The 23,164-nt window shown below is 64.8% G+C and carries 18 protein-coding genes and 1 tRNA gene; 12 read left to right on the top strand and 7 right to left on the bottom strand.

From position 1 onward, the window contains the following. Positions 1-38: 38 nt before the first annotated feature. Entirely contained in the window at positions 39-329 is a 291-nt protein-coding gene (locus RMO51_RS13500) for a metalloregulator ArsR/SmtB family transcription factor (protein ID WP_310395434.1), read from the bottom strand. A 126-nt stretch (positions 330-455) separates the two neighbouring features. Further along, positions 456-537 (bottom strand) — tRNA-Leu (locus tag RMO51_RS13495). A 199-nt stretch (positions 538-736) separates the two neighbouring features. On the opposite strand from RMO51_RS13495, the gene RMO51_RS13490 reads away from it, so the two are divergent. After that, complete coding sequence (locus RMO51_RS13490; RefSeq protein ID WP_310395432.1) at positions 737-1,201, top strand: low affinity iron permease family protein; 465 nt, start codon at positions 737-739, stop codon at positions 1,199-1,201. Positions 1,202-1,331: 130 nt separating this feature from the next. On the opposite strand, the gene RMO51_RS13485 is transcribed toward RMO51_RS13490, so the two are convergent. Further along, on the bottom strand, positions 1,332-2,039 hold the full coding sequence (locus tag RMO51_RS13485) for a DNA starvation/stationary phase protection protein (protein ID WP_310395431.1): 708 nt from the start codon (positions 2,037-2,039) through the stop codon (positions 1,332-1,334). Positions 2,040-2,157: 118 nt separating this feature from the next. Here RMO51_RS13485 and RMO51_RS13480 point away from each other — a divergent pair, with 118 nt between their 5' ends. Together RMO51_RS13480 and RMO51_RS13475 are read left to right on the top strand one after the other, a co-directional pair. Further along, positions 2,158-2,880, top strand: a complete 723-nt coding sequence (locus tag RMO51_RS13480; protein ID WP_310395430.1) for a VIT1/CCC1 transporter family protein — start codon at positions 2,158-2,160, stop codon at positions 2,878-2,880. 83 nt (positions 2,881-2,963) lie between these two features. Then, on the top strand, positions 2,964-3,794 hold the full coding sequence (locus tag RMO51_RS13475; RefSeq protein WP_310395428.1) for a polyphosphate kinase 2 family protein: 831 nt from the start codon (positions 2,964-2,966) through the stop codon (positions 3,792-3,794). A gap of 54 nt (positions 3,795-3,848) precedes the next feature. On the opposite strand, the gene RMO51_RS13470 is transcribed toward RMO51_RS13475, so the two are convergent. Together RMO51_RS13470 and RMO51_RS13465 are read right to left on the bottom strand one after the other, a co-directional pair. Beyond that, on the bottom strand, positions 3,849-4,298 hold the full coding sequence (locus RMO51_RS13470) for a nuclear transport factor 2 family protein (RefSeq protein ID WP_310395426.1): 450 nt from the start codon (positions 4,296-4,298) through the stop codon (positions 3,849-3,851). Between the two features lie 126 nt (positions 4,299-4,424). Next, positions 4,425-6,200, bottom strand: coding sequence for an ABC transporter ATP-binding protein (locus tag RMO51_RS13465; protein ID WP_310395425.1), 1,776 nt, complete (start codon positions 6,198-6,200; stop codon positions 4,425-4,427). Positions 6,201-6,785: 585 nt separating this feature from the next. Here RMO51_RS13465 and RMO51_RS13460 point away from each other — a divergent pair. After that, complete coding sequence (locus RMO51_RS13460; RefSeq protein ID WP_310395423.1) at positions 6,786-8,900, top strand: T9SS type A sorting domain-containing protein; 2,115 nt, start codon at positions 6,786-6,788, stop codon at positions 8,898-8,900. Between the two features lie 840 nt (positions 8,901-9,740). Beyond that, a complete protein-coding gene (locus RMO51_RS13455) occupies positions 9,741-10,103 on the top strand; it encodes a hypothetical protein (RefSeq protein ID WP_310395421.1) in 363 nt (120 codons plus the stop codon). Positions 10,104-10,142: 39 nt separating this feature from the next. On the opposite strand, the gene RMO51_RS13450 is transcribed toward RMO51_RS13455, so the two are convergent. Continuing rightward, positions 10,143-11,168, bottom strand: coding sequence for a chemotaxis protein CheB (locus RMO51_RS13450; RefSeq protein ID WP_310395419.1), 1,026 nt, complete (start codon positions 11,166-11,168; stop codon positions 10,143-10,145). A gap of 172 nt (positions 11,169-11,340) precedes the next feature. Here RMO51_RS13450 and RMO51_RS13445 point away from each other — a divergent pair, with 172 nt between their 5' ends. Further along, on the top strand, positions 11,341-14,385 hold the full coding sequence (locus tag RMO51_RS13445) for a chemotaxis protein CheB (protein ID WP_310395417.1): 3,045 nt from the start codon (positions 11,341-11,343) through the stop codon (positions 14,383-14,385). A 59-nt stretch (positions 14,386-14,444) separates the two neighbouring features. Here the strand turns inward: RMO51_RS13445 and RMO51_RS13440 are convergent, their stop codons facing one another. Next, positions 14,445-14,657, bottom strand: coding sequence for a hypothetical protein (locus RMO51_RS13440; protein WP_310395415.1), 213 nt, complete (start codon positions 14,655-14,657; stop codon positions 14,445-14,447). 265 nt (positions 14,658-14,922) lie between these two features. Between RMO51_RS13440 and RMO51_RS13435 the strand changes: the two genes are divergently transcribed. From RMO51_RS13435 to RMO51_RS13410, 6 genes are all read left to right on the top strand, one after another. After that, entirely contained in the window at positions 14,923-17,295 is a 2,373-nt protein-coding gene (locus RMO51_RS13435; RefSeq protein WP_310395414.1) for a PAS domain S-box protein, read from the top strand. 267 nt (positions 17,296-17,562) lie between these two features. After that, positions 17,563-17,775 (top strand): hypothetical protein, encoded by a 213-nt coding sequence (locus RMO51_RS13430; protein WP_310395411.1) that lies wholly within the window; start codon positions 17,563-17,565, stop codon positions 17,773-17,775. 726 nt (positions 17,776-18,501) lie between these two features. Next, positions 18,502-19,683 (top strand): galactokinase, encoded by a 1,182-nt coding sequence (gene galK / locus RMO51_RS13425; protein ID WP_310395409.1) that lies wholly within the window; start codon positions 18,502-18,504, stop codon positions 19,681-19,683. Between the two features lie 265 nt (positions 19,684-19,948). Beyond that, complete coding sequence (locus RMO51_RS13420; protein ID WP_310395408.1) at positions 19,949-21,001, top strand: UDP-glucose--hexose-1-phosphate uridylyltransferase; 1,053 nt, start codon at positions 19,949-19,951, stop codon at positions 20,999-21,001. Between the two features lie 203 nt (positions 21,002-21,204). After that, positions 21,205-22,251: a LacI family DNA-binding transcriptional regulator gene (locus RMO51_RS13415; protein WP_310395406.1), complete on the top strand. Its 1,047-nt coding sequence runs from the start codon at positions 21,205-21,207 to the stop codon at positions 22,249-22,251. A gap of 76 nt (positions 22,252-22,327) precedes the next feature. Next, positions 22,328-23,050: a 3'-5' exonuclease gene (locus tag RMO51_RS13410; RefSeq protein ID WP_310395404.1), complete on the top strand. Its 723-nt coding sequence runs from the start codon at positions 22,328-22,330 to the stop codon at positions 23,048-23,050. Positions 23,051-23,164: the final 114 nt, after the last annotated feature.

The following is a 23,164-nucleotide window of genomic DNA, read 5'->3' as shown; positions in this document are numbered from 1 at the left end:
CGATTTGAAAAACTTCGAAATGTATGGGTAAAAAAAGGTCAGCCGCCCAGCTGGGTTAGCACGAACGAGTGGGTTTCGGGGTCGGCGGCGGCCGTAATCTGCTTGCCTACTTTCTGCGTAGTAATGAGGCCCGCCGATTCCAGCTCTTTGATGTGGTGGGAGATGGTGGGGGCGCCGATTTTCATTTTAGCGGCCAAGTCGCTCACGAAGCACTCGCTGCGGGGCACGGCCATGCGCTGCTGCTGCCAGATTTGCAGGTACAAACTCAGGCGATGCTCGTTGGCCAGGGCTTTCAGGATGCGGGTCAGGCGCTTATTGGGAGCAATCATAAACAAAGCGGGGATGCAAAGCTAATACAATTCGACAAGTATCGAATCAAAATCATTCCGGGTCGCCCGGGTTTTTCAAAAAAGAAGCCCGCTGCAAATACTTGCAGCGGGCTTCTTGCTTTTGCGTGCGCGCGGGGAGATTCGAACTCCCACACCCGAAGGCACCACCCCCTCAAGATGGCGTGTCTACCAGTTTCACCACGTGCGCAAATTGAGCAACTGAACCGGGCAGTTCGGCCGAAACCGGCTCCGCTGAGGCGGCGAAGCGGGTGCAAAGATAGCCGCCGCGCATCGGTCGCACAACCTTCGGCGGCGCCTTTTTTATCAAACGCCCGCCATTCAAATGGTTACCTTGCGCGACCGGGGGCACACCCGGGATGTCTTACGTCCATCTTCAACGCTTGGCCATGAATCCTTCCTCAACCTCGGCTTCTGATTCCTTCTTCGGCCGTTTGGCGGGAAGCATCACCAAATTTTCCGGCTCCACGGCGGCGTTCATGCTCGCGGCGGGCGTAGTAGCGGTGTGGGCCCTCACGGGGCCGCTGTTTCACTACTCCGAAACCTGGCAGTTGGTTATCAACACGGGCACTACCATCGTCACGTTTCTGATGGTTTTTCTCATTCAGCGGGCCCAAAACAAAGATTCGCTGGTGCTGCACCTCAAACTCAACGAGCTGATTGCGGCCACCAAAGGCGCCAGCAACCGCCTCATCAACGCCCAGGACTTTACGGAGGATGAAATCCGGGTATTGCACGATTTTTACTGCGCCCTGACCGAATTGGCTAAGAAAGACTCCGACCTGGGCCAAACCCATTCGGTGGAAGAAGCCGAAGGCAACCACAACGAAAAGCTTGCCGCGCAGGCCAAGTAGGAGGTGCTGGTCCGCAGCGCGGCCGCGGCGGCTTGGCGCCGACGTGCGGCGGCATTGCGGGCCACAAAAAAGAGCGGCTGCAAACGTTGCAGCCGCTCTTTTCTCGGGTATTCAGGCAACGAAAACCCCGCTAGCGGGCCTGGATGAGCGGCGAGTCGACCACGTGCTCCGATACGAACCACACCTGCAGTTCGTTGGTGCGGATGAGCTGGCTCACGATGAGGTCGTTGGTGCCGTCGTCGCCGGCGTCAGCGGCTTTTTCGGCGTAGTCGTGGCAGTTCTTGAGCAGGCGCTGGTGGGCGTCGAGCAGGCGCGATACCTGCACAGGGGCTTCTTCGCGGTCGCGCGGCACGCGCGGAATGCTGGTCAGCTCGGCCACGTCGTGGGCCATGGCCACGGCCACGCCCCCCAGAATCTGGATGCGCTCGGCAATGGCGTCGACCAGCTCGGTTTGCTCTTCGTAGTGCTTGTCGTAGAGCAGGTGCAGTTGGTAGAAGGTGGGGCCCACCACCTGCCAGTGGTGCTTTTTGTACATGTCGCGCAGCGTGATGGAGTCGGCCAGCAGCTGGTTGAGGTCGGTTACGCTCACCTGGCGGGTGTTTTCGTTGAGGCCGATGGGCAGGCGCTGGCTCACGGTGCCAAAGCGCTGGGTGGGGGCGGGGGCGTGGTTCTGCTGGTTGAGCACCGGCTGAATATCCACGGTGGGGTTGCTGCCCGCGCCGTTGCCGGTGTTGCCGGCGCCGTTGCGGCTGGCGGCGGGGGCTTTTTTGGCGGCGGGGGCCGCGGCTTTTTTCGAGGCCGGGGCTTGGGGGGCCGCGGTTTTGGCGGGAGAGGCCATAATTGTGAACGACGAGTGAAGTGAAAAAAACGGCCGAAACAATTCGGGCGCCCAAAGTCTATTCTTGCGTACGTACAAGCGCCCCGCCGAGTTAATTTTTCTTCCCTGATTTTACGCCATGAACGACCCCGCCGTCACCGAACCCGCCTTCGTGCTGCACCCCGAGCACCACCTCAGCAGCTCGGCCACGCTGCAGGACGTGGTCATTGGCCTCTCCGACGGCCTTACCGTGCCCTTTGCGCTGGCGGCGGGCCTGAGCGGGGCCGTGGCTTCGTCGGGTCTGGTCATCACGGCGGGCTTGGCCGAAATCGTGGCCGGCAGCATCGCCATGGGGTTGGGCGGCTACCTGGCCGGCCGCACCGAAGTGGAGCACTACGATGCCGAGCAGGCCCGCGAGCGGCGCGAAGTGCGCGAGGTGCCCGACGTGGAGCGCGCCGAAGTAGACGAGCTGTTGGCCGAAATGGGACTCTCGGCCGAAACCCGCCGCCAGGCCGTGGCCGAGCTCACCGCCGACCCCGAGCAGTGGGTGCGCTTCATGATGAAGTACGAGCTGGGCCTGGAGGAGCCCGACCCCCGGCAAGCGCCCAAAAGCGCCGCCACCATCAGCTCGGCCTACGCCGTGGGCGGGCTCATTCCGCTCAGCGCCTACTTCTTCACCAGCACGCCCACCGAGGGGCTGGCGTGGTCGGCAGCCATCACGCTGCTGTGCCTGCTGGTGTTCGGCTACTTCAAGAGCCGCATGACCGGGCAGCCGCCCGTGGCGGGCGCCCTCAAAATGGCCGTGGTGGGCGCGCTGGCGGAGGGCGCGGCCTTCGGCGTGGCGCGGCTGGTAACCGGCTGAAATTAATTAAGAATTAGGAATTAAGAATTGGGAATTAAGAAAGTAGGAGACTTAATTCTTCAACCGCGCCAAACTTAGCGTTCATGAAGTTCAAGCTGCCCAGGACTCCGGCCGTGCGGGCCACCGGCAAAACCTTCCGCCTCGCGGCCGTGGACCCGGACGCCACCGTGCCTTTCGCCCATAAGTGCCACGACAAAGACTCGGCCCGACCGCGTCTGCTGACCCTGCGCCAGCGCCTGTGCGAGCTGCAGGAGCTGCTCTACGCTGAGCACACCCGCAGCCTGCTTCTCGTGTTTCAGGCCATGGACACGGGCGGCAAGGATGGCGCCATCGAGAACCTGCTCACGGGCGTCAATCCGGCCGGCATTCAGGTCGCCACGTTCAAAGCGCCTTCGTATGAGGAACTAAACCACGATTTCCTGTGGCGCGTCCACGCCCAGGCGCCCAAGTGCGGCCACATTGGCGTGTTCAACCGCTCGCACTACGAGGACGTGCTCATCACCCGCGTGCACGGCCTGATTGACGCCAAGACCTGCCAGCAGCGCTACGCCGACATCAACAACTTCGAGGCCCTGCTGACCCGCAACGACACGCGCATCCTCAAATTTTTCCTCCACATCTCGAAAGAAGAGCAAGCCGAGCGCCTGCAGGCCCGCCTCGACGACCCCGCTAAAAACTGGAAATTCGACCCCAACGACCTCAAGGAACGCAGCAAGTGGGGAATTTACCAGCAAGCTTACGAAGACGCCCTGCGGCACTGCTCGCCGGCCGCCGCGCCGTGGTACGTGGTGCCCGCCAACCACAAGTGGGCCCGCGACCTGGCCATTGCCGAGATTGTGGTGGCCGCCCTGGAGGAAATGAACCCGCAGCCGCCCGAGGCCACCTTCGACCCCAAAAAGATGGTGATTATGTAGCGCGTACCGCTGAAGCAACCAATGATGGAACAGCAGCTTTTGCCTCATCAATCTTTACGAGGCCTCCTTGCTTAATGCAGTGTCCAGATAGGTGGTTATTTCCTGGAGTTTATCATCACCAAATCGGAAAACATCGCAATAAGTCTGGTTGTACTGCTTGCCGTTTGTGGTTTTGGCTTCGCCGGTACTTTCTACCACTACGTAATTTCCTTCTGCTACAATGTTTTTTATTGTGATGATAGGAAAGCTTTGAAGCTGCAGCATTTTGGATACTTCCAGCACCTCCGCCCTACCAATAATCGGGCTGTCGCCCAAGATGTTCCACTTGACGTTGTCGGCCAAATATTCTGCGGTAAAGTCAAGGTTTCCCTTGGCGAACTCCTCGCTAATCTTTTTTTGAAGTTGTTTATCTACGGTTTCCATATTCTTGGTGGCTTGGCGAAAGGAGTTGGTTGGTCTGCTCCCAATGCCGGGCCAAACTATGGCGCCAACTTGGTTGCTCATAACGGCAGCATTGCCGCCTCCCGCTTCAGTAGGAAGATAGACAAAATTGTGCGTACTGAGTTGGTTATCAACCCACCTGCTTGAGGGTCAGAATGCTGCGGCTGCTTCTCGTCCCCGAGGCTAAGGTTACGCCAGCACCGCCGCTTCCTTGCGCTCGCCAATCTGCTGGCGCCACATGGCGTAGTAGAGGCCTTTTTGCTGCAACAGCTCCTCGTGGCGGCCCTGCTCGGCCACGTGGCCGCGTTCGAGCACGAAGATGCGGTCGGCGTGCAGAATGGTGCTGAGGCGGTGGGCAATGAGGATGGTCATGTGCTGGCGCGAGCCCGACAGCTCCCGCACCGTCTTGCCGATTTCCTCTTCCGTGAGCGAGTCCAGGGCCGAGGTGGCTTCGTCGAACACCATGAGGGTGGGCTTGCGGAGCAGGGCGCGGGCAATGCTGAGGCGCTGCTTCTCGCCGCCCGATACTTTCACCCCGCCCTCGCCAATCACCGTGTCGAGGCCCTGGGGCGCGCGGGCGAGCAGGGGGTCGGCCGCGGCCTGGCGCAGGGCGTGCAGGCACTCGGCGTCGGTGGCCTGGGGCGCCACGAAGCGCAGGTTTTCGCGGATGGTGCCCGAGAACAGCTGGGTGTCCTGGGTCACGAAGCCGATTTGCTCGCGCAGCTCGTCGAGGTCAATTTCGGCGCCGGGGATGCCGTTGTAGAGAATCTGGCCCGACAGGGGCGGGTAGAGGCCCACCAGCAGCTTCACCAGCGTGGTTTTGCCCGAGCCCGAGGGGCCCACGAAGGCAATGGTCTGGCCGAGCTCGGTGCGGAAGCTGATGCCGGCCAGGGCTGGCACCTCGGCCGTGAGGTGCTTGAAGCGCACGTTGTCAAACTCCAGGGTTTCGATGTGCTCGACTGACCGGGGGTGGGCCGGCTTCACGTCCTTGGGCGTGTCGAGAATCTGCTGGAAGTTGGCCAGCGAGGCCTCGGTTTCGCGGTACACGTTGATGATGTTGCCCAGCTCCTGCAGCGGCCCGAAGATGGCGAACGAGTAGATGAACAGCGAGAAGAACTCGCCCACCGTAATCTTGCCCTGCACCACCAGAAACAGCATCATGAGCATGATGCCGTTACGCAGCAGGTTCACGAAGGTGCCCTGCACGAAGCTCAGCGAGCGGATGTAGCGCACTTTCTTGAGCTCCAGCTTGAGGATTTTCTCGGTGGTGGCGTTCAGGCGCTCGGTTTCCTGCTGGGCCAGGCCCAGGCTTTTCACCAGCTCGATGTTGCGCAGGCTCTCGGTGGTGGAGCCGGCCAGGGCGGTGGTTTCGGCCACGATGGTCTTCTGCACCACCTTGATTTTGCGGCTGAGCAAGGAGCTGATGAAGCCCAGCAGCGGAATGGTGAGGAAGTAGGCCGGCGCGATGGGCCAGTACACGGTGCTGGCGTACCACATCACGAACACGATGCCCACCACGGAGGTGAACAGCACGTTCACGAACATCTGGATGAGCTTCTCCACGTCGGCGCGCACCTTCTGGAGCTTGCCCAGGGTTTCGCCCGAGCGCTGGTCCTCGAACACCTGATAGGGCAGTTCCAGCGAGTGGCGCAGGCCGTCGGAGTACATGCGCGCGCCCAGCCGCTGGGTGATGACGTTGACGTAGTAGTCCTGAAAGTTCTTGGCAATGCGGCTGACCATGGCCACGCCCATGGCCTTGAGGATGAGTACGCCCGCCCCGCCAGCAAGGAAGGGCCAGAATTCCATGCGGTGCAGCCCGCCGGTGGGCTTCACCACGTAGCGGTCGATAATCTGCCGGAAGATGTAGGGGTCGAGCAGCGAGAACACCTGGTTGATGGCGGCCAGCCCCAGGGCCAGGGCCAGCAGGCCCCAGTAGTTGCGCAGGTAGCTATAAAGGATTTTCATAAGTAACGGAAAGGCCGAATCCGGGCCGGGCCGCCGCAGCGTATAGGAGCAGCGTTGGCGGCCAATCGGCGGCGGCGCGCAAGGTACGCTTTCCACAACCGCCCCGCCGGGCAAATGGCCCGCCGGAACCCGGTTGTGGCGCCTCGTCCTCGTGCTTTCCCGCAACGCGTAACGGTTATGTTATTATTTCGTCAGCGCGGCCACCGCTACCCGGCCCGCCGCGTGCGGTTGCACCTGTGGCCATCGGGCTGCGGGCAAGAGCGGGCCGCCGGGCAGGGCACCGCAGGTGCAGGCCGGGGGCAACCGCCCCGTGGTCGTTCTGATTCGGACTACGCAGCGGCAGGGGCAAGAACGCGCCGCTGTGCTGCCAGCCCGGGGCGTCTGCCACCGTTCAGCTATGTCAAGAAAATTACAGATTACAGTATTAAAATTATAAGCTGTTCGCGGATTTAAATGAGTGGCTATAAGGACAGTCTTGCAATTTAGTGTGGACTACCTACTTTTGTTGCGGAGCGAGCGAATTATATTCTCTACCGCCGGCTCCGCCAGCATCTTTCGTTCATTTTTTAATTTATTCTCAACTTTATGAAAAACCGAATTTTTACTAAACTCTTACCCGCGGTGCTGCTGGCGGTCAGCGTGTTTTCGCCGCTGGTGCGCGCTGAAGGCTCCAAAAACATCACGCCGGGCACCGCCCCCCGCGGCACGGCCACGGCAGTCAATAACTTCATCGGCTACCTGCAGCACGATGATGGCGCTAACTCCCGAGCTTTTTCTGGTTCTCCTGGTTTTCTCAAGCCGAATTCCAACGCGCTCGAACGCCTCTACATTCACATGGAGCCGGGCGAAAAGCTGTACTATGGTTTGCGCCGCGTGCCCACCGAAACCAATGACAACACCCGGTTGCGACTGGAAGTGAAGTACGGTACTACGACGGCCAGCTCCACTATCCTGGAAATAGCTACGGGCACCAACCCGCGCAACGCCACCCTTGCGCCTGCCCCGGGCGTTATTGCCACGCCCGAGGAAGCCGCGGTGGGCCCGCGGTTCAACGCGGGGCTGCCTGCCACTGGCTACAATCCGTTGGTGTTCGAAAACACTACGGGAGCGGCGCAGGAAGTTTGGATAGAGTTTGAGCAGGTTGCCCTCCTGGGCCTCGTGGTGGCCCCCAGCAAGTCCTGGTACGACTGCTGGGACTTCACGGTGCGCGATGACGCCAACGCAAACCTGAGCCGGCGCGGGGAAAAGCCGGGGCGGCTGTATTCCTCGGCCTGGTCGTTTACCGGGGCCGATTTCGCCAACCAGTTCGCCACCACGTTCGCGCTGTACCCACTCATTCCCAACCCCAACTTCGCCAACGCCAACTTCTTCGTGAAGCAGGTCAGCTACTCGCGCATCCGGCCTTTTGGCACCCTACTTACGGCCAACGAGTTAGGAACCAGCGTGGCCGGCGATTACATTACCAAGCGTAAAAGCCAAAATGGTAACGTAGGCTACGCGCAATACAAGCTGTTTGTGAACAACCCGGACATCGCCGTTTACCCGTCCACGACTCCCCCCAACTCGCCGACGATTACGACCACCTGCTCGGGCACGGCCCCGAACCAGAGCACGACGTTCTCGCTGGCCATCGACCAGGCCGGATTCGGCATCGTCTTCATCGACGGCAACAATAACCAGACCTACGAAGCTGCCAATGACCGGGTAATCGAACGCCAAACGGTAGTGTCGAATACGGCCAATACCTTCGTTTGGGACGGCAGAACGGACACTGGAGTTAAAATGCCAGCAGCTACCATCAACCTGGTGTTTTCCAGCGGCGTGGGCCCGGTAAACTTCCCCATGTTCGACTGTGAAGCTGCTGATGCCGCTGGCATCACGGTGCGGTCGGTGCGGCCGGGCAACAACAACGGGTTCACTGACTTCCTGTTCTACGACGACACTAACTTTGCCGCAAACTTTTCCACGCCCATTCGCAACCCCATTGGCAACAACAGCGCGTCGGGAGCCCACAAATGGGGCGCCACGGTTTCAGGCGATGGTCTAACCGTCAACACCTACGCCGTGGGCCTGCTGGCTCAGGGCCGGGCCTTCAACGTGGCCTACGACGGCAGCGGCTGTTTGGTGCTGAACCCCATCATCCTGACGCCGCCCCTGCCCGTGGAGCTGACCCGTTTCGGGGCGGTGCTGCAAAACGAGGGCGTGCGCCTGAGCTGGGAAACGGCTTCGGAAAAAAACTGCGACTATTTTGCCGTGGAGCGTAGCGCCAATGGCCGTGCTTTCGAAGCCGTGACCCAGGTGCCGGGCAGCGGCACCAGCACCCAGAAGCGCACGTATGCCGCGCTGGACGCCGCGCCGCTGCCCGGCGTGTCGTACTACCGCCTCCGGCAGGTGGACAACGACGGCACCCCGCATTTCAGCCCGGTGGCAACCGTGGTGAACGCGGGCCGCGCCGCGGCCACGCTGTCTCCCAACCCGGCCACTACCACGGTCAGTATTCGCTTTGCCACTGCGCTGGTTGGGCCGGTCAACCTCCGGGTGCTCGACGCCACCGGCCGGGTCCTGTGGCAGGAGCGCCGGGTGCTGGCCGAGCCCCAACTCGACTTGCAGGTGCCCATCGCGCAGCTGCCCGCCACCGGGCTCTACTTCGTGCAGGTCAGCAACGGTGGGCCGGTCAGCGTGTATCGTTTCAACAAATAGGCAGAACTGCTGACGGAGCCACGCAAGGAAGCAATTCGGCTTGCAACGCGGACGCAAAAGCCCCCTCGGGAATTTCCCGAGGGGGCTTTTGCGTCCGCGCTATTCTACCAGACCAGCGCCGCAAATACGACGCACCACCAGCGCAGCCTGCTGGCCGCAGAACTGGGCGCGAAAGCGGCGTTGCTGCCCGCAACGCAAGTCCTGGACACGTGAAAACTTAAAGCAGCCAGGCTTTTTCATTCGAAACGCCTGCTCTGGAACGGCTTCCCGGGCAAAGTTCGGGTTGTCGCGGCGCGACCCTGCGCGTCTCGGCGGTGAACGGTTGTTGAACGGGTGCGGGCCAACGGCGCGGACGCCAAGGCGCGGCTCTTCGCGCCTTCACGCCCCGCACTCGGAGGGGGAAACCGCGGCTGACGTTGAACGGGGTGGGGTAGTTTGACTACGAAGTCGAATAATTAATAGAACTAATAGCAGTTATTATTTCAGTATTTGTTACCGACACAACCCGTACTTATTGCGTAGCTTTTCCCCGTTATGGGTTCGAAATTTGTGGCAGTTAGTTATTATCTCGGAACTTACGTACTTTATCAAACCCTGAGCCCCGGTGGGGCGGCACACCGGTGGCAATAGGCGGTTCAACCGCGACCAAGCCCCGGCAGTCGTGCTGGCCAGGGCCGCCCCGCCGGGGCTTGGTGGTCATCAATCCGGTAATTACTACCGGTATGCCGCCCCGCCGGGGCTAAAATTTGAACGGGTTGCGTCAGCCCCATCTCTGTTTCATCTACCAACAAAGCGTCTCTTTGGCATTTCACGAGCCTGGCTTCATTGTTGGCAAAATATATGAATGTTGTATACCACGAATTATTGCCGGACAGCTACCTGCTCATACTGGCGCCCGGGCGGACGGACGAGCCGGAGGTGGCGCTGGCCCATTGGCTGAGCTGCGCCGAGCACAGCGGCAAACCCGCGGTGTGGGTCGATTGCGGGATGCTGAGCTCTTTATCGGACGAAGCCATCGGCCTGATTTGGGCCTCGCACTACCACCTGCAGCAGAACCACGCCCAGCTGGTGCTGGTGCACGTGCCCGACCGGGTGAAACAGGAGCTGCTCAAACGAGGGCTGGAACCGGCGCCGTGCATCGTGCCCACGCTGCTCGACGCGGCCCGGCAGTCGCACTGGCACGACCCTCATATCGAAGCCTAGGTAAGTGCGGCGGGCGGCCCGCCCGCCGCAACAGCTGCGCTAGTCGGCCGGTGTGGCCGCGGTGGAATCGGGGCTGCCGCCGGCGCCGTTGAGCAGAAATTCGCGCAGGCGCTCGGTGTGCTTTTTGATTTCGCCAATCCGCTCTTCCTGGTGCCCGGGGTGAAGCACGTCGCCGCGCAGGGCCATGCTGCTGAGCAGGTGCTTGCGTTCCTCCATCATGCGCAGGGCCACCCAGAGGCTTTCTTCCAGGCTCTGCTGGGATTTGCGCAGCAGCGCGTCGGCGGTGAAGGCGTGGCCGGTGTGGCAGCGGTAGCGCAGCACTTTGCCCTGGTTCATCTCCCACAGAGTGCCGCCGCAGTCGGGGCAGGTGAGGGGCACGTGGTGGCCGAGGGCCGCGACGGCCGCCACGGTTCCGACGACCCTTTCCGCGATGGCGGCCTCCTGCTTGAGGTCCGCGGGCACTTCCACTTTGCGCTCGGGCACTACGCCCCGCGTTATCTCGTCCAGTAAGTCCCCCATCAGGGCCAGCGGCACCACGTAGTCCACGTCCACGTGGCGCAGGGCGCTTTCGGGCATGCTCGGAAACTCGGCCTCTGCGGGGTCCTGCACGATGGCCACGCCGCCGCAGCGCTTGATGAACTCCAGCCCGGCGGTGCCGTCGTGCAACATGCCGGTGAGGACGATGCCCACCGTGCGCGGCCCGTAAGCCACCGCCGCCGAGCGGAACAGGGCGTCGGCGGAGGGGCGGTAGCGGTTTTCGCGCGGGCCCTTGGTCACCAGCACGTGGGCCACGGAGCCGTCCTTGGCCAGCAGGTGGCGGTCGGGCGGGGCTAGGTACAGCGCGCCGGGCCGCAGGGGTTCGCCGTCGACGGGCAGGCGGCAGTCCAGCGCAGTGTGGCGGGCCAGGCGGCTTACGAGCTGCTGGCCGTCGGTATCGGAGGCAAAGTGCTGCACCACCAACACCGCGGCGGGGAGCGTGGCGGGCAGCTGGGCAACCAGCTGCACCAGCGCCGGCATCCCCCCGGCGGAAGTGCCAACAACGATGAGGTGAGTAGGGGCGGGCATTGGGAAGGGTAAGGCTGGCCGTTTTCTACGGCTGTGGTGCGGGGAGGGTGGAGCGGCGGGGGCTTTTCCGGTAAATTTGTTTTGAGCGGGCCCCCCGCGGGTCCGTCTGCGTAAACCTGGTCCCCAGCCGACGCCCCCTTGCCGGCGGCGGGTGGCCCCCAGCCTTGCAGCCATGAATCCCCACGACTTTCCGCCCGTTCCCGAGCCCGGCATTGCCCTGACCCCGTCCACCGACTTGCCCCGGGACGGCGACGAACCCGCCACGCCCCTGCTGCTGCGCGAGGCGGCGCGCATCGACGCCGGGGGGGCCGCCTTTCCGCTGGTGGGGCTGGGCGGCTCGGCGGGCTCGCTGGCGGCGTTTGAGCAGTTTTTTCGGGCCATGCCCGCCGACAGCGGGGTGGCCTTCGTGGTGGTGATGCACCTCTCGCCCGACCAGCCCTCGGAGCTGGCCCAGGTGCTGCAACACTACACCAAAATGCCGGTGCGGGAAGCCGCCGACGGCCTGCGCGTGCGGCCCAACCACGTCTACGTCATCCCGCCCAACCACGACATGAGCATCCTGCACGGCATGCTGCTGCTGTTCGTGCCCACCCAGCCCAAGGGCCGCCGCCTGCCCATCGACTTCTTCTTTCAGAGCCTGGCCAAGGACGCCCGCGAGCGCGCGGTGTGCGTCATCTGCTCGGGGCTGGGAACCGACGGCACGCTGGGGCTGAAAATGGTGGTCGAGAACTTCGGCATGGTGATGGTGCAGGCCCCCGAAACGGCCGAGTTCGACGCCATGCCGCGCTCGGCCCTGGCCACCGAGTTTGTGGACTACGTGCTGCCCGCCGCCCAGCTGCCGGCCAAGCTGCTGGAGTACGTGCGCCACCCCGGCCCCCGCCCGCGCCGCGACGACCCCCCCGAGGGCGGCACCAAGCCGGCCCACGCCCTGCAAAAAATATTCAGCCTCATTCGCGCCAAAACCGGCCACGACTTTTCTTTCTATAAGCGCAACACCGTGTTCCGGCGCATCGAGCGGCGCATGAGCGCGCATCAGATTGGGGAATTCACCCACTACGTGCGGCTGCTGCAGGAAAACCCAATGGAAGTGGAGGCCCTGTTCAAGGAGTTGCTGATTGGGGTGACCAAGTTTTTCCGGGACCGCGACGCGTTTGCGCAGCTGGCGCTGCGGCTGCTGCCCGTGCTGCGGCAGCAGCCGGCGGGTAGCACGTTCCGGGTGTGGGCCCCGGGCTGCTCCACTGGCGAGGAAGCCTACAGCCTGGCCGTGCTGCTGCGCGAAGCCCTCGACGGCGTGGACCCCGCCCAGCGGCTGGCCGTTCAGATTTTTGCCACCGACCTCAACCCGGCCGGCATCGAGGTGGGCCGGGCCGGCCACTACGCCGACAACCTGGTGGCCGACGTGAGCCCGGAGCGCCTGAACCGGTTTTTTGTCAAGACCGACGGCGGCTACCGCATCAAGAAAGAGGTGCGCGACCTGGTGATGTTTGCCGTGCACGACCTCAACAAGGACGCGCCCTTCACCAAGCTCAACCTGTTGGTGTGCCGCAACCTGCTCATCTACCTGAGCGCGGACCTGCAGAAAGCCCTCATTCCCGTGTTTCACTACGCCCTCAACCCCGGGGGGCTGCTGTTTTTGGGGCCCAGCGAAAACCTTAGCGGCTTCCAGGACCTTTTTCAGGCCCTGGACCCGAAGTGGAAGATTTCGCGGCGCACCGAAGTGGCTTCTTCCATTGCCCGGTTCGCCGCTTTTCCTTTTTTTCAGGCCCGGGCGCCCGTTCCGCCGCCCGCTTCCGACGCTGGTCCTATGACGCCCCAACTCTCCCGCAAAGAAGGCCCCTTCGCCGCGCTGGTGCAGCGCGTGCTGCTGAGCCAATACTCCCCGCCCGCCGTGGTGATTACGGCCAAGGGCGAAATCCTGTACGTGAACGGCCGCACCGGCCGCTACCTGGAGCCCGCGCCCGGCCTGAGCGGCCTCAACCTCTTCGACATGGCCCGCGAAGAGCTGAACTACGAGCTGAGCGCGGCCGTGCACCAGGCCGCCAGCACGCGCCTGGACGTGGTGGCCAACGACGTGAAGCTGCGCACCGACAGCGGCGTGCAGTTGGTGCGCCTCACGGTGAAGGTGCTGGACGAGGGCGCCGCCCTGGCCGGCCTGCTGCTGGTGGTGTTCGAGGACCAGCCCACGCCCCGCAAAGTGCGCCTGGGCCGGGCCCTGCTCGCCGCCGACCCCGGCCCCGACGCCCAGCTGCAGGCCCTGGAGAAAGAGCTGCGCCACACCAAAATCCGCCTCCAGACCACCATTGAAGAGATGGAAAGCAGCGTGGAAGAGCTCAAGAGCGCCAACGAGGAGCTGCAGAGCGCCAACGAGGAGCTGCAAAGCACCAACGAGGAGGCCATGACCAACAAGGAGGAAATGCAGAGCCTGAACGAGGAGCTCATGACCCTCAACGTGCAGTACCTGAGCAAAACCGAGGAGCTGAGCGAGGCCGCCAACGACATGAAGAACCTGCTCGACGCCACCGAGATTGCCACGGTTTTCCTGGACAACGAGATGGTGATAAAGCGCTTCACGCCGGCCATGCGCCGCATCATCAGCCTGCTGCCGGCCGACGTGGGCCGGCCCGTGACGCACTTCGCCCACACCCTGCGCCACGAAACCCTGGCCGCGGACGTGCGCTCGGTGCTCGACCGGCTCGTGACCGTGGAAGCCAACATCCAGACCACCCAGGGCGAGTGGTTCGCCATGCGCATCCTGCCCTACCGCACCCTCGACAACTACATCAGCGGCGCCGTCATCACCTTCACCGACATCACGGGGCTCAAGCGCCTCGAAGCCCAGCTGCAGGAAAGCAGCCGCTTCGCCGAGAGCATCGTGGAAACCCTGCGCGAACCCCTGCTGGTGCTCGACGCCGAGCAGCGGGTGCTGGCCATCAGCCGGGCCTTTGCCGCGCTCTTCGGCCTCGACCCCGCCCGCGCCAAGGGCCAGCTCCTGCGCGAGCTCGATGGCGGGGCCTGGCAGCTGCCCGCCCTGCGCGCGCGCCTCGACGAGGCCCTGCACCACCCCGGCGAGCCGTTTGAAAACTTTGCCCTCACGGCGAATTTCCCCGGGGCGGGCCCCCGGCAACTGCTGCTTTCCGGCCGCTGCATCACCAGCCGGGGCGCCCAAACCGGCCGCCTGCTGCTGGGCGTGCAGGAAGTGAGCCCGGAGGAAGCGTAGCGGGGCGGGGCGCCCGGCCGGGCTGGCCCGGCCGGAGCCGGCCCGCCGGGATTTTTACCTCAAAGTGCCGGTTGTTGGCGGCCGGCCGAATCCAGGGCCTGGCGCACGTCGACCCAGGTCAGTTCGCCGGCCACGTAGCGGTCGTAGAGCTGGCGGGCGTAGGCCGTCGCCTTGGTTTTGAGGCGGGGCACGGTGGCTTGCAGCTGGGCCAGCACGAAGGCCCGCTGCTGCGGAGTTTGGGCGTTGGGGCCGAATCGGGAATCGTAAGCCATGGGACTCGTAAATAAGCTTACCCGGGAAGTTGCCGTACAAATTTCGGCGGCGGCAAGCGGAAATTCAAGGAGCGAAATACCTATTTTACTGCCGGGTAAAGCGTTTGTTTGGTCGTCTCATCCGTATTTATCCCCCGTAAAAAAACCGAGCTCGTGACGAGAGGCAGCGGCGCGGCCCCGGGGCGGACTCCCTGCCGGGGGCAACCGTTTGGGCTGTCGTGCGGAACGAGTATCTTCCCGAACTACTTGAGCTTTTCTCCTTGCTATGGGAACCGATGACCTCGCCCCGGCGGCCCGTTCCGGTCCGCACGAGGCCCTGCTTGCCCTGCGCGCGCGCGCCGAGGAGCGCCTCCACCTCATGACGCAGGCCGCTGACCACCACTCGCCGGCCGAAGCGCAACGCCTCGTGCAGGAGCTGCAGGTGCACCAGATAGAGCTCGAAATGCAGTACGAGGAGCTGCTGCTGGCCCAGGCCGAGGCCCAAACCGCCCGCGCCCAGTACGTGGACCTGTACGATTTTGCCCCGGTGGGCTATTTCACCCTCACCCCCGCCGGCACGGTGGTGCAGCTCAACCTCTGCGCCAGCCAGCAGCTGGGCACCGTGCGGCAGCGGCTGGTGGGGCGGCACTTTGCCCTGCTGGTGGCCCCGGCGCACCGCCTGGAGTTTGGGCAGTTCCTGGCCCGGGTTTTCGCCGCCGACACCACCCAGAGCTGCGAGTTGCTGCTGCAGCGCGAAGCCGGCCCGTCGTTCTACGCCCAGCTGGAGGGCCTGCGGGCCGACGCGCCCAGTGGCCCGCACTGCCGCCTGGCCGTGCTCGACGTCACGGCCCGGCGCCAGGAGGCCACCGAGGCGCTGGCGGCCAGCGAGGCCCGCTTCCGCCGGCTCTTCGCCGACAGCAACGACGCCGTGGCGCTGCTGCAGGGCCACCAGTACGTGGACTGCAACGAGGCCGCCCTGCGCCTGCTCGGGGCCGAACGTAAGGACCAGGTGGTGGGCCGGGAAGCCGGGGCCTTTGCGCCCGACTACCAGCCGGACGGCCGCCGCAGCCTCGACCACTTCCGGGAGAACGTGGCCGAAGCCATCCGCACCGGCTCGCGGCGCTACGACGCGTGGATGCGCCGGGAATCGGGCGAAGCAATAGTGGTCGAAGCCGTGCTCACGCCCATTGAGCTGGGCGGCCCCACGCCGCTGGTGCACATCGTGTGGCGCGACGTGACGGCCGCCCGCGCCGCCCAAGAGGAGCTGCGCCTGAGCCAGGAGCGCCTGCAAATGGCCCTGGCAGCCTCGGCCAGCGGCGTGTGGGAGTGGGAAATGGCCGCCAATCAGCTCTACTGGGACGCCGCCGCCCAGGCCGTTTTCGGCCTGAACTCCGGCCCGGGCCCGGTGTCGGTGGAGGTGCTGCGCGCCGCCGTGCACCCCGACGACCTGCCCGCTCTGGCCGCCGGCCTGCGCCGGGCCTTCGCGGAGCCCACCGCCTTCGACCTGGAGCACCGCATCCGGTGGCCCGACGGCCGGGTGCGCTACGTGGCGGCGCTGGGCAAGGTCATTTCCGACGAGCAGAGCCAGCCCCGGCGCCTCATCGGCATCGTGCGCGACGTGACGCCCCGCCGCGAGGCCGAGAACGCGCTGCGCCAGGAAAAGGAATTTACCGAAAGCTTGCTCGAAAACACCGTGGACGGCATCATCGCCCTCGACCGCGGCGGGCGCATCACGGCCTGGAACGCCGAGGCCGCCCGCTACTTCGGGCCGGATGCCGCCGCTGTGCTGGGCCGGTCGGTGTTCGAGGTGCTGCCGTTTCTCGACGCCGAGGCCCACCAGGCGTTGGCCCGGGTCCTGGCCGGCGAGCGGGGGACGCGCTTTGGCCAGTCGTTTCCGCCCCGCCCCGGGCGCTGCGACGTGTTTTTGGTGCCCCTGCAGCCCAACGGCGGCGAGCAGCCCAGCGGCGCGCTCATCATCGTGCGCGACGTGACCGAGCGCGACCGGTTGACCGAGGAAGCCACCCAGCTGCGCCTGCGCCAGCAGCAGGAGGTGCTGGCCGCCATCCTCATCACCCAGGAAACGGAGCGCAAGCGCATTGCCGAAGCCCTGCACAACGGCCTGGGCCAGCTGCTGTACGCCACCAAGCTCAGCCTGGAGGGCCGCGGCGGCGTGCCCGCCCAGCCCCGCGAGTCGCTCCGGCTGCTGGAGGAAGCCATCAAGGCCACCCGCACCATTTCCTTTGAGCTCACGCCCGGCATCCTGGAAGACTTTGGCCTGCGCACGGCCTTGGAAGAGCTGGTGAAGCGCATTGCGCCGGCGCGCCTGCCCGTGCGCCTGCACTTGGGTGACCTGGAGCGGCGCCTGCCCCCGCGGGTCGAAATCGCGGTGTACCGCATGGTGCAGGAGCTGTTGAACAACGTGATGAAGCACGCCCAGGCCACGGAGGCGGTGGTGCACGTGGCCCACGAGCGCGGCCGCGTGGAGGTGAGCGTGGAGGACGACGGGCGCGGGTTCGAGCCGGCCGCGCTGGCCGTGCAGCCGCTGGCCGGCATCGGCCTAGCCGGCGTGCGCAACCGCGTGGCCCTGCTCGGCGGGGAGCTGGTGATTAACTCGCAACTGGGCCGGGGCACCATCGTCAGCTTCGACCTGCCCGCGTAGGCCGCCCGGGGTTGGCCCCGCGAAGCCCGGCCTCCCGCCACCCGCGGCGCCCGGCCCAGCTGGTGGCAGGCTTGCCCCGAAACGAGTGCAGCAACCCAGCACGCGGCGGAGCAGGCGCCTGAATTATGCTGGTTTACCGGACAATTCTGCACCAAATGGCTTCCCGCGAACCGTTAATTTTGTGCTGCCTCCTGCTTTCATCGTGGCCCGGGCGGGGCATTCTGCCCGGGGGTTGCATCGGCCGCCCGGGCTCCTAACCTTTTCCCCATGTCAACCCTTCGCTTTAAAACCACCATCAACTGCGGCAACTGCATCAGGGCCGTCAGCCCCGTTCTCAACGAGGAAGTAGGCGCCAACAACTGGCAGGTAGACACCGCTTCAGCCGACAAAATCCTGACCATTACCACCCCCGCCGACCCGGCCTGGGTGGTGCGCGCCGTGGAAGCGGCCGGGTTTGAGATTGCACCCTTGGCGCAGTAAGCCAACGCGCCGGCCGGACGCAAAAGAAGGCGGCTCCGCAGGGAAGCCGCCTTCTTTTGCGTACCAAAAGGGGCGAAGACCCGGTTCACCACCACTTGGCGGCTGGTTACCTGGTCGCCGGTTTGCAGCTTTGTAAGGTCGGTGCCGGCGGGTTGCGGGCCTGCCCTGCTCCCGGCGCAGCACGTCTTTGCCGTCCACAAACACGTTGCCGCGGGGGCCTTGGCTGGCGCCGCGGCCCTTAGCGGCGCAATCGAATGGCCCGTCGGGGGGATGAGAGGCGGAAAAGTAGCGCGTACCAGCACGCTCGCGGGGAATGAAAAAGAATATGTTCCCGGTAACGGGGCTCGCCGCGGCTGGCACCTGAAAACGCTGCCTGCGGCACTGCGCAAAAAATCAGCGGCCCCGGCTGCTGGCATTCGGGCCGAACTGTGCGGTTGCGGGCCGAGGCCGAGGAGGTAATGGCCAACTGCAAAGGTTTGTGCACTTGGTGAAGCTGGAGCAATTCTCAGGTTCGTGTGTTGGTCGTCCGACTCCCCTCTCCGCGGGAGAGGGGCCGGGGGTGAGGTTTCCCGGCCACGCCATGTACACGAACCTGAAAACGGCTGTAGGTGCCGGTTTTCGGGTAATATTCGCGCGCCGTTGCCCGCGCCTGCTGCTAACTGCGTACCACGGTAGCGTCCGGTTCACCATTCTTCCTTCTTTCTCACCTCAACCCCACCACCTGCCATGCCTGCTTCGCTCGCCTCCGACCTGCACGCCGAATTTCTCCAGCGTTTCGGCTACGAACCGCTGCTGGTGCGCGCGCCGGGCCGCGTCAACCTGATTGGGGAGCACACGGATTACAACGGCGGCTTCGTGCTGCCGGCGGCCATCGACAAGGAAATGGTGTTTGCCGTGGGACTGAACGGGCGCGCCGAAATTCGCCTGGTGGCCCACGACCTGGGCGAAATTTTCAACCTGGCCAGCGCGGCCGACATCAGCCCCAGCGCCACCCACTGGGCCAACTACCTGCTGGGCGTGGCCGCGCAGTTCCAGGCGCGCGGCCTGGCCGTGCCGGGGTTCGACTGCGTGTTTGGCGGCGACATTCCGATTGGCGCGGGCATGTCGTCGTCGGCCGCCGTGGAGTGCGGGCTGGCTTTCGCCCTCAACCACCTGCTGGGCGCCGGGCTCGCACCCATGGAGCTGGCCCGCATGGCCCAAAAAGCCGAGCACACCTACGCCGGCGTGCTGTGCGGCATCATGGACCAGTTTGCCAGCCTGTTTGGGCGCGCCGGCCAAGTGGTGCGGCTCGATTGCCGCTCGCTCGACTACGCCTACTTTCCGTTCGACACCCGGGCCTGCCGCATCGTGCTCTGCAACTCAGGCGTGAAGCACAGCCTGGCCAGCACCGCTTACAACACCCGCCGCCAGGAGTGCGAGCGCGGCGTGGCCGTGCTGCAGCGCCACCACCCCGAAGTAACAAGCCTGCGCGATGCCACCCTGGCCCAGCTCGACAAACACCGCGCCGAGCTGGACCCTGCCGTGTACCGCCGCTGCGCCTACGTGGTGCGGGAAAACGCCCGCGTCGAAGCCGCCTGCCAGCACCTGGTGGCCGGCGACTTGGCCGCCTTTGGCCGCGAGATGTACGCCTCCCACGCCGGCCTGCGCGACGACTACGAAGTGAGCTGCGTGGAATTGGACGTGCTGGTGGAGGCGGCCCGGGCCGCGCCCGGCGTGTTCGGGGCCCGCATGATGGGCGGCGGGTTCGGCGGCTGCACCATCAACCTGGTGGCGCCGGACCAGGTCGACAGCTTTATTGCCAGCGTGGGCGCGGCCTACCGGCAACGGTTCGGGCGGGTGCCGGAAACCTACCAGACGACCATCGTGGACGGGGTGGGGGAGGCGGTGGTTGCAACAACGGCGGCGTAGTCGCTCGGTAATCCGATAGCGCGTCCTGCGGAGCTGGCCGAAGCATTTCGCCCGCTTCGTTCATGCGTCCACCTCACCCCCTGACCCCCTCTCCCGCGGAGAGGGGGCACCGGTTCGGCGCGGGCGTCCGGCTCCCCTCTCTTTGGGAGAGGGGCCGGGGGTGAGGTTGCCGCGTGAACGACGCGGGTGAGATGCCTCGACCAACTCCGCATGACGGGCTGTTTGCTCACTGTTAATTGCTAATTGCTAATTGTTAATTGAAAATATGCCTGCTTTTGATTCCACTGAGCACCCGCACCGCCGCTTCAACGCCCTGGCCGGCGAGTGGGTGCTGGTGTCGCCGCACCGCTCCAAGCGCCCCTGGCAGGGCCAGCAGGAAGCCCCCGAGGCCGACCAGCGCCCCGCCTACGACCCCACCTGCTACCTCTGCCCCGGCAACCCGCGCGTGGGCGGCGAGGTGAACCCGGCCTACGCCAGCACGTTCGTGTTCGACAACGACTTCGGCGCTTTGCAGCCCGACGTGCCCACCGGCGGCATCAACGAAGGCGGGCTGCTGCGGGCCGAGGCCGAGTCGGGCATCTGCCGGGTCCTCTGCTTCTCGCCGCGCCACGACCTGACCCTGCCCCAGATGAGCGTGCCCGCCATCCGGCAGGTGGTGGACTTGTGGGCGGCGGAGTTCGAGGCCCTCGGCGCCCGGCCCGACATCAACTACGTGCAGATTTTCGAGAACAAGGGCCCGGTGATGGGCTGCTCGAACCCGCACCCGCACGGCCAGATTTGGGCCCAGCGCACCGTGCCCGGCGAGCCCGCCAAGGAAACCGCGCAGCAGCTGGCCTACTTCCAGGAGCACGGCCGCACTTTGCTGACCGACTACCTGAAACTGGAGCTGGAAAAGAAGGAGCGGGTGGTGCTCGAAAACGAGCATTTCGTGGTGCTGGTGCCGTTCTGGGCGGTGTGGCCCTTCGAGACGCTGGTGGTGGCCCGCCGCCCGGTGCAGGACCTCACCCAGCTCACCGCCGCCGAGCGCGACGGCCTGGCCGACGCCCTGCGCCGCCTCACCATTCGCTACGACAACCTGTTTAGCATTTCCTTCCCGTACTCGTCGGGCCTGCACCAGCGGCCCACCGACGGCCAGGCGCACCCCGAGTGGCACTTGCACCTGCACTTCTACCCGCCGCTGCTGCGCTCGGCCACGGTGCGCAAGTTCATGGTGGGCTACGAAATGCTGGGCGACCCGCAGCGCGACATCACGCCGGAGTTCAGTGCCGGGCGGCTGCGCGAGCAGTCGGAAGTGCACTACAAAGAGGTGAGGGGGTGAGGAAGGAGAAGACGGTCATGCAGAGCGCAGCGAAGCATCTCGCGTGCAGCAGTAAACCAATCGTTCGACGAGGCCCGCGAGATGCTTCGCTGCGCCCAGCATGGCGGCCGGCTGGTGCGGTTGCCAGCAGCGGCGCCAGGCGCGAGGTACTTGAAGTATTCGCGGTTTACTTTTGACCGACTACCCCACGTTTTCCTACCGCTTTGGCCCCAAAACGCGCTTCCATCTCGGACATTGCCAAGGAGCTGAACCTCGCCGTTTCCACCGTTTCGCGGGCGCTGAGCGGCCATTCCCGCATCAGCGAAGCCACCCGCCAGCGGGTGGGCCAGCTGGCCGAGCAGCTCAACTACCAGCCCAACCACCTGGCCGCCGCCCTGCGCAAGGGCCGCAGCAATACGCTGGGCGTCATCGTGCCCCACATCGACGGCCATTTTTTCGCCCTGGTAATGAAGGGCGTGGAAGCGGTGGCCAACAAGGCGGGCTTCAACGTGATGCTGTGCCAGTCGAACGAGGACCACGCGCACGAGAAAAAGAACATTGAAACGCTGATAAACGCGCAGGTCGACGGCATTCTGGTGTCGCTGGCCCGCACCACGCGCGATTTTAAGCACTTCGAAAAGGTGAACAAGCGCGGCATCCCGCTGGTGTTTTTCGACCGCATCCTCGACGGCGTGGACGTGAGTGCCGTGGTGCTCGACGACTACCAGGGCGGCTACCAGTCGGTGAAGCACCTGCTCGCCCAGGGCTGCCGCCGCATTGCCCACTTCGGCGGCCCCCAGCACCTCAACATCTACAAAAACCGCTACCTGGGCTACCTGCAAGCCCTGCGCGACCACCAGGTTCCGGTTGACGACGCGCTGGTGGTGTTCGGCGACATGGCGCTGGAGGACGGCATTGCGGCCATGAAACAGCTGCTGGCGCTGCCGCAACGGCCCGATGCCGTGTTCTCGGCCAGTGACTTTGCCGCCGTGGGGGCCCTGCAGGTGCTCAAGGAGCACCAGCTGCGCGTGCCGCAGGACGTGGCCCTGGCCGGCTTCAGCAACGAAACCTTCACCGCGCTCACCGAGCCCCGGCTCACCACCGTGGACCAGCGCTGCGAGGAAATGGGCCGCGCCGCCATGCGCCTGCTCCTGGAAATGGTGCAGGAGCGCACCCGCCAGCCGTCGCCCCGCAAAATCGTGCTCCAGCCCGAATTGCTCGCGCGGGAGTCGTCGCAAGGGCGGCAGGGGGATTTTTCAGTGAGCAGTTAGCAGGAAAAAAAGCAATGAATAGCCAGAAATTATGGTTTGTTTTAATTCGAAAGCATTGCTCGTTGCGCACTAAAAATTGAGAGAGTACCTTCTTTTCGTTGACACCGAAACCTCGGGCATTCCGCGTGACTGGAGTGAGCCGTATTCGAGCCGCGCCAACTGGCCGCACATCGCGCAGCTGGCCTGGGTGGTGTACACCCGCGACGGCCGGCAGGTGAAGGCCGAAAACTACTACATCCAGCCCAGCGACTACGACATGAGCCCGGCCGCGGGCAGCGTGCACGGCCTCACGGTGGGCTTTTTGCGCGAAAACGGCCAGCCCCGGCACGCCGTGATGCGCCGCCTGCACCGCGACCTGCTGCACTACCAGCCGCTGGTGGTGGCCCATTTCCTGCAGCTCGATTTTCACATGGTGGGCGTGGGCTTTCACCGCGCCGGGCTGACCAACCCGCTGGAGCAGCTGCCCACTTTTTGCACCATGCGGGCCACCGGCGGGCTGGTGCGCCACCCGCACCAGCGCGCGTTGCGGCTGGGTGAGCTGCACCAGCGGCTGTTTCACGAGCCCCTGCGCGACGCCCACGACGCCCTGGCCGACGCCTACGCCACGGCGCGCTGCTTCTTCAAGATGCGCGAGCAAGGCACCATCACCGACGCGGCCGTGGCCCAGCAGGGCCCGGTGGGTTTGCCCGCGCCGCCCGGGGCCGCGCCGCGCCCGCCGTGGCCCAAAGTGGGCGTGGCGGCGTGGCTGCTCATCACCGGCGCGGCGCTGGTGCTGCTGGCGTTTTTACTGCTGGCGTGAGCGGAGTGGGAATTAGTTCGAAGTCATCCCTGAACGTCATGCAGAGCGGAGCGAAAAATTAATCAATGGGAAAAGAACGGTCATGCAGAGCGCAGCGAAGCATCTCGCCCGCTT

The organism is Hymenobacter sp., from assembly GCF_031398885.1.
Classification (GTDB): Bacteria; Bacteroidota; Bacteroidia; order Cytophagales; family Hymenobacteraceae; genus Hymenobacter.
The sequence above is the reverse complement of the archived record's forward strand: the minus strand, read 5'-3'. Positions and strand labels throughout refer to the sequence as shown.

What these genes read in the sequence shown, in the direction of transcription:
- RMO51_RS13500 (WP_310395434.1), bottom strand. Translation starts at nt 329, where the DNA reads ATGATTGCTCCCAATAAGCGCCTGACCCGCATCCTGAAAGCCCTGGCC.
- RMO51_RS13490 (WP_310395432.1), top strand. Translation starts at nt 737, where the DNA reads ATGAATCCTTCCTCAACCTCGGCTTCTGATTCCTTCTTCGGCCGTTTG.
- RMO51_RS13485 (WP_310395431.1), bottom strand. Translation starts at nt 2,039, where the DNA reads ATGGCCTCTCCCGCCAAAACCGCGGCCCCCCAAGCCCCGGCCTCGAAA.
- RMO51_RS13480 (WP_310395430.1), top strand. Translation starts at nt 2,158, where the DNA reads ATGAACGACCCCGCCGTCACCGAACCCGCCTTCGTGCTGCACCCCGAG.
- RMO51_RS13475 (WP_310395428.1), top strand. Translation starts at nt 2,964, where the DNA reads ATGAAGTTCAAGCTGCCCAGGACTCCGGCCGTGCGGGCCACCGGCAAA.
- RMO51_RS13470 (WP_310395426.1), bottom strand. Translation starts at nt 4,298, where the DNA reads ATGAGCAACCAAGTTGGCGCCATAGTTTGGCCCGGCATTGGGAGCAGA.
- RMO51_RS13465 (WP_310395425.1), bottom strand. Translation starts at nt 6,200, where the DNA reads ATGAAAATCCTTTATAGCTACCTGCGCAACTACTGGGGCCTGCTGGCC.
- RMO51_RS13460 (WP_310395423.1), top strand. Translation starts at nt 6,786, where the DNA reads ATGAAAAACCGAATTTTTACTAAACTCTTACCCGCGGTGCTGCTGGCG.
- RMO51_RS13455 (WP_310395421.1), top strand. Translation starts at nt 9,741, where the DNA reads ATGAATGTTGTATACCACGAATTATTGCCGGACAGCTACCTGCTCATA.
- RMO51_RS13450 (WP_310395419.1), bottom strand. Translation starts at nt 11,168, where the DNA reads ATGCCCGCCCCTACTCACCTCATCGTTGTTGGCACTTCCGCCGGGGGG.
- RMO51_RS13445 (WP_310395417.1), top strand. Translation starts at nt 11,341, where the DNA reads ATGAATCCCCACGACTTTCCGCCCGTTCCCGAGCCCGGCATTGCCCTG.
- RMO51_RS13440 (WP_310395415.1), bottom strand. Translation starts at nt 14,657, where the DNA reads ATGGCTTACGATTCCCGATTCGGCCCCAACGCCCAAACTCCGCAGCAG.
- RMO51_RS13435 (WP_310395414.1), top strand. Translation starts at nt 14,923, where the DNA reads ATGGGAACCGATGACCTCGCCCCGGCGGCCCGTTCCGGTCCGCACGAG.
- RMO51_RS13430 (WP_310395411.1), top strand. Translation starts at nt 17,563, where the DNA reads ATGTCAACCCTTCGCTTTAAAACCACCATCAACTGCGGCAACTGCATC.
- galK (WP_310395409.1), top strand. Translation starts at nt 18,502, where the DNA reads ATGCCTGCTTCGCTCGCCTCCGACCTGCACGCCGAATTTCTCCAGCGT.
- RMO51_RS13420 (WP_310395408.1), top strand. Translation starts at nt 19,949, where the DNA reads ATGCCTGCTTTTGATTCCACTGAGCACCCGCACCGCCGCTTCAACGCC.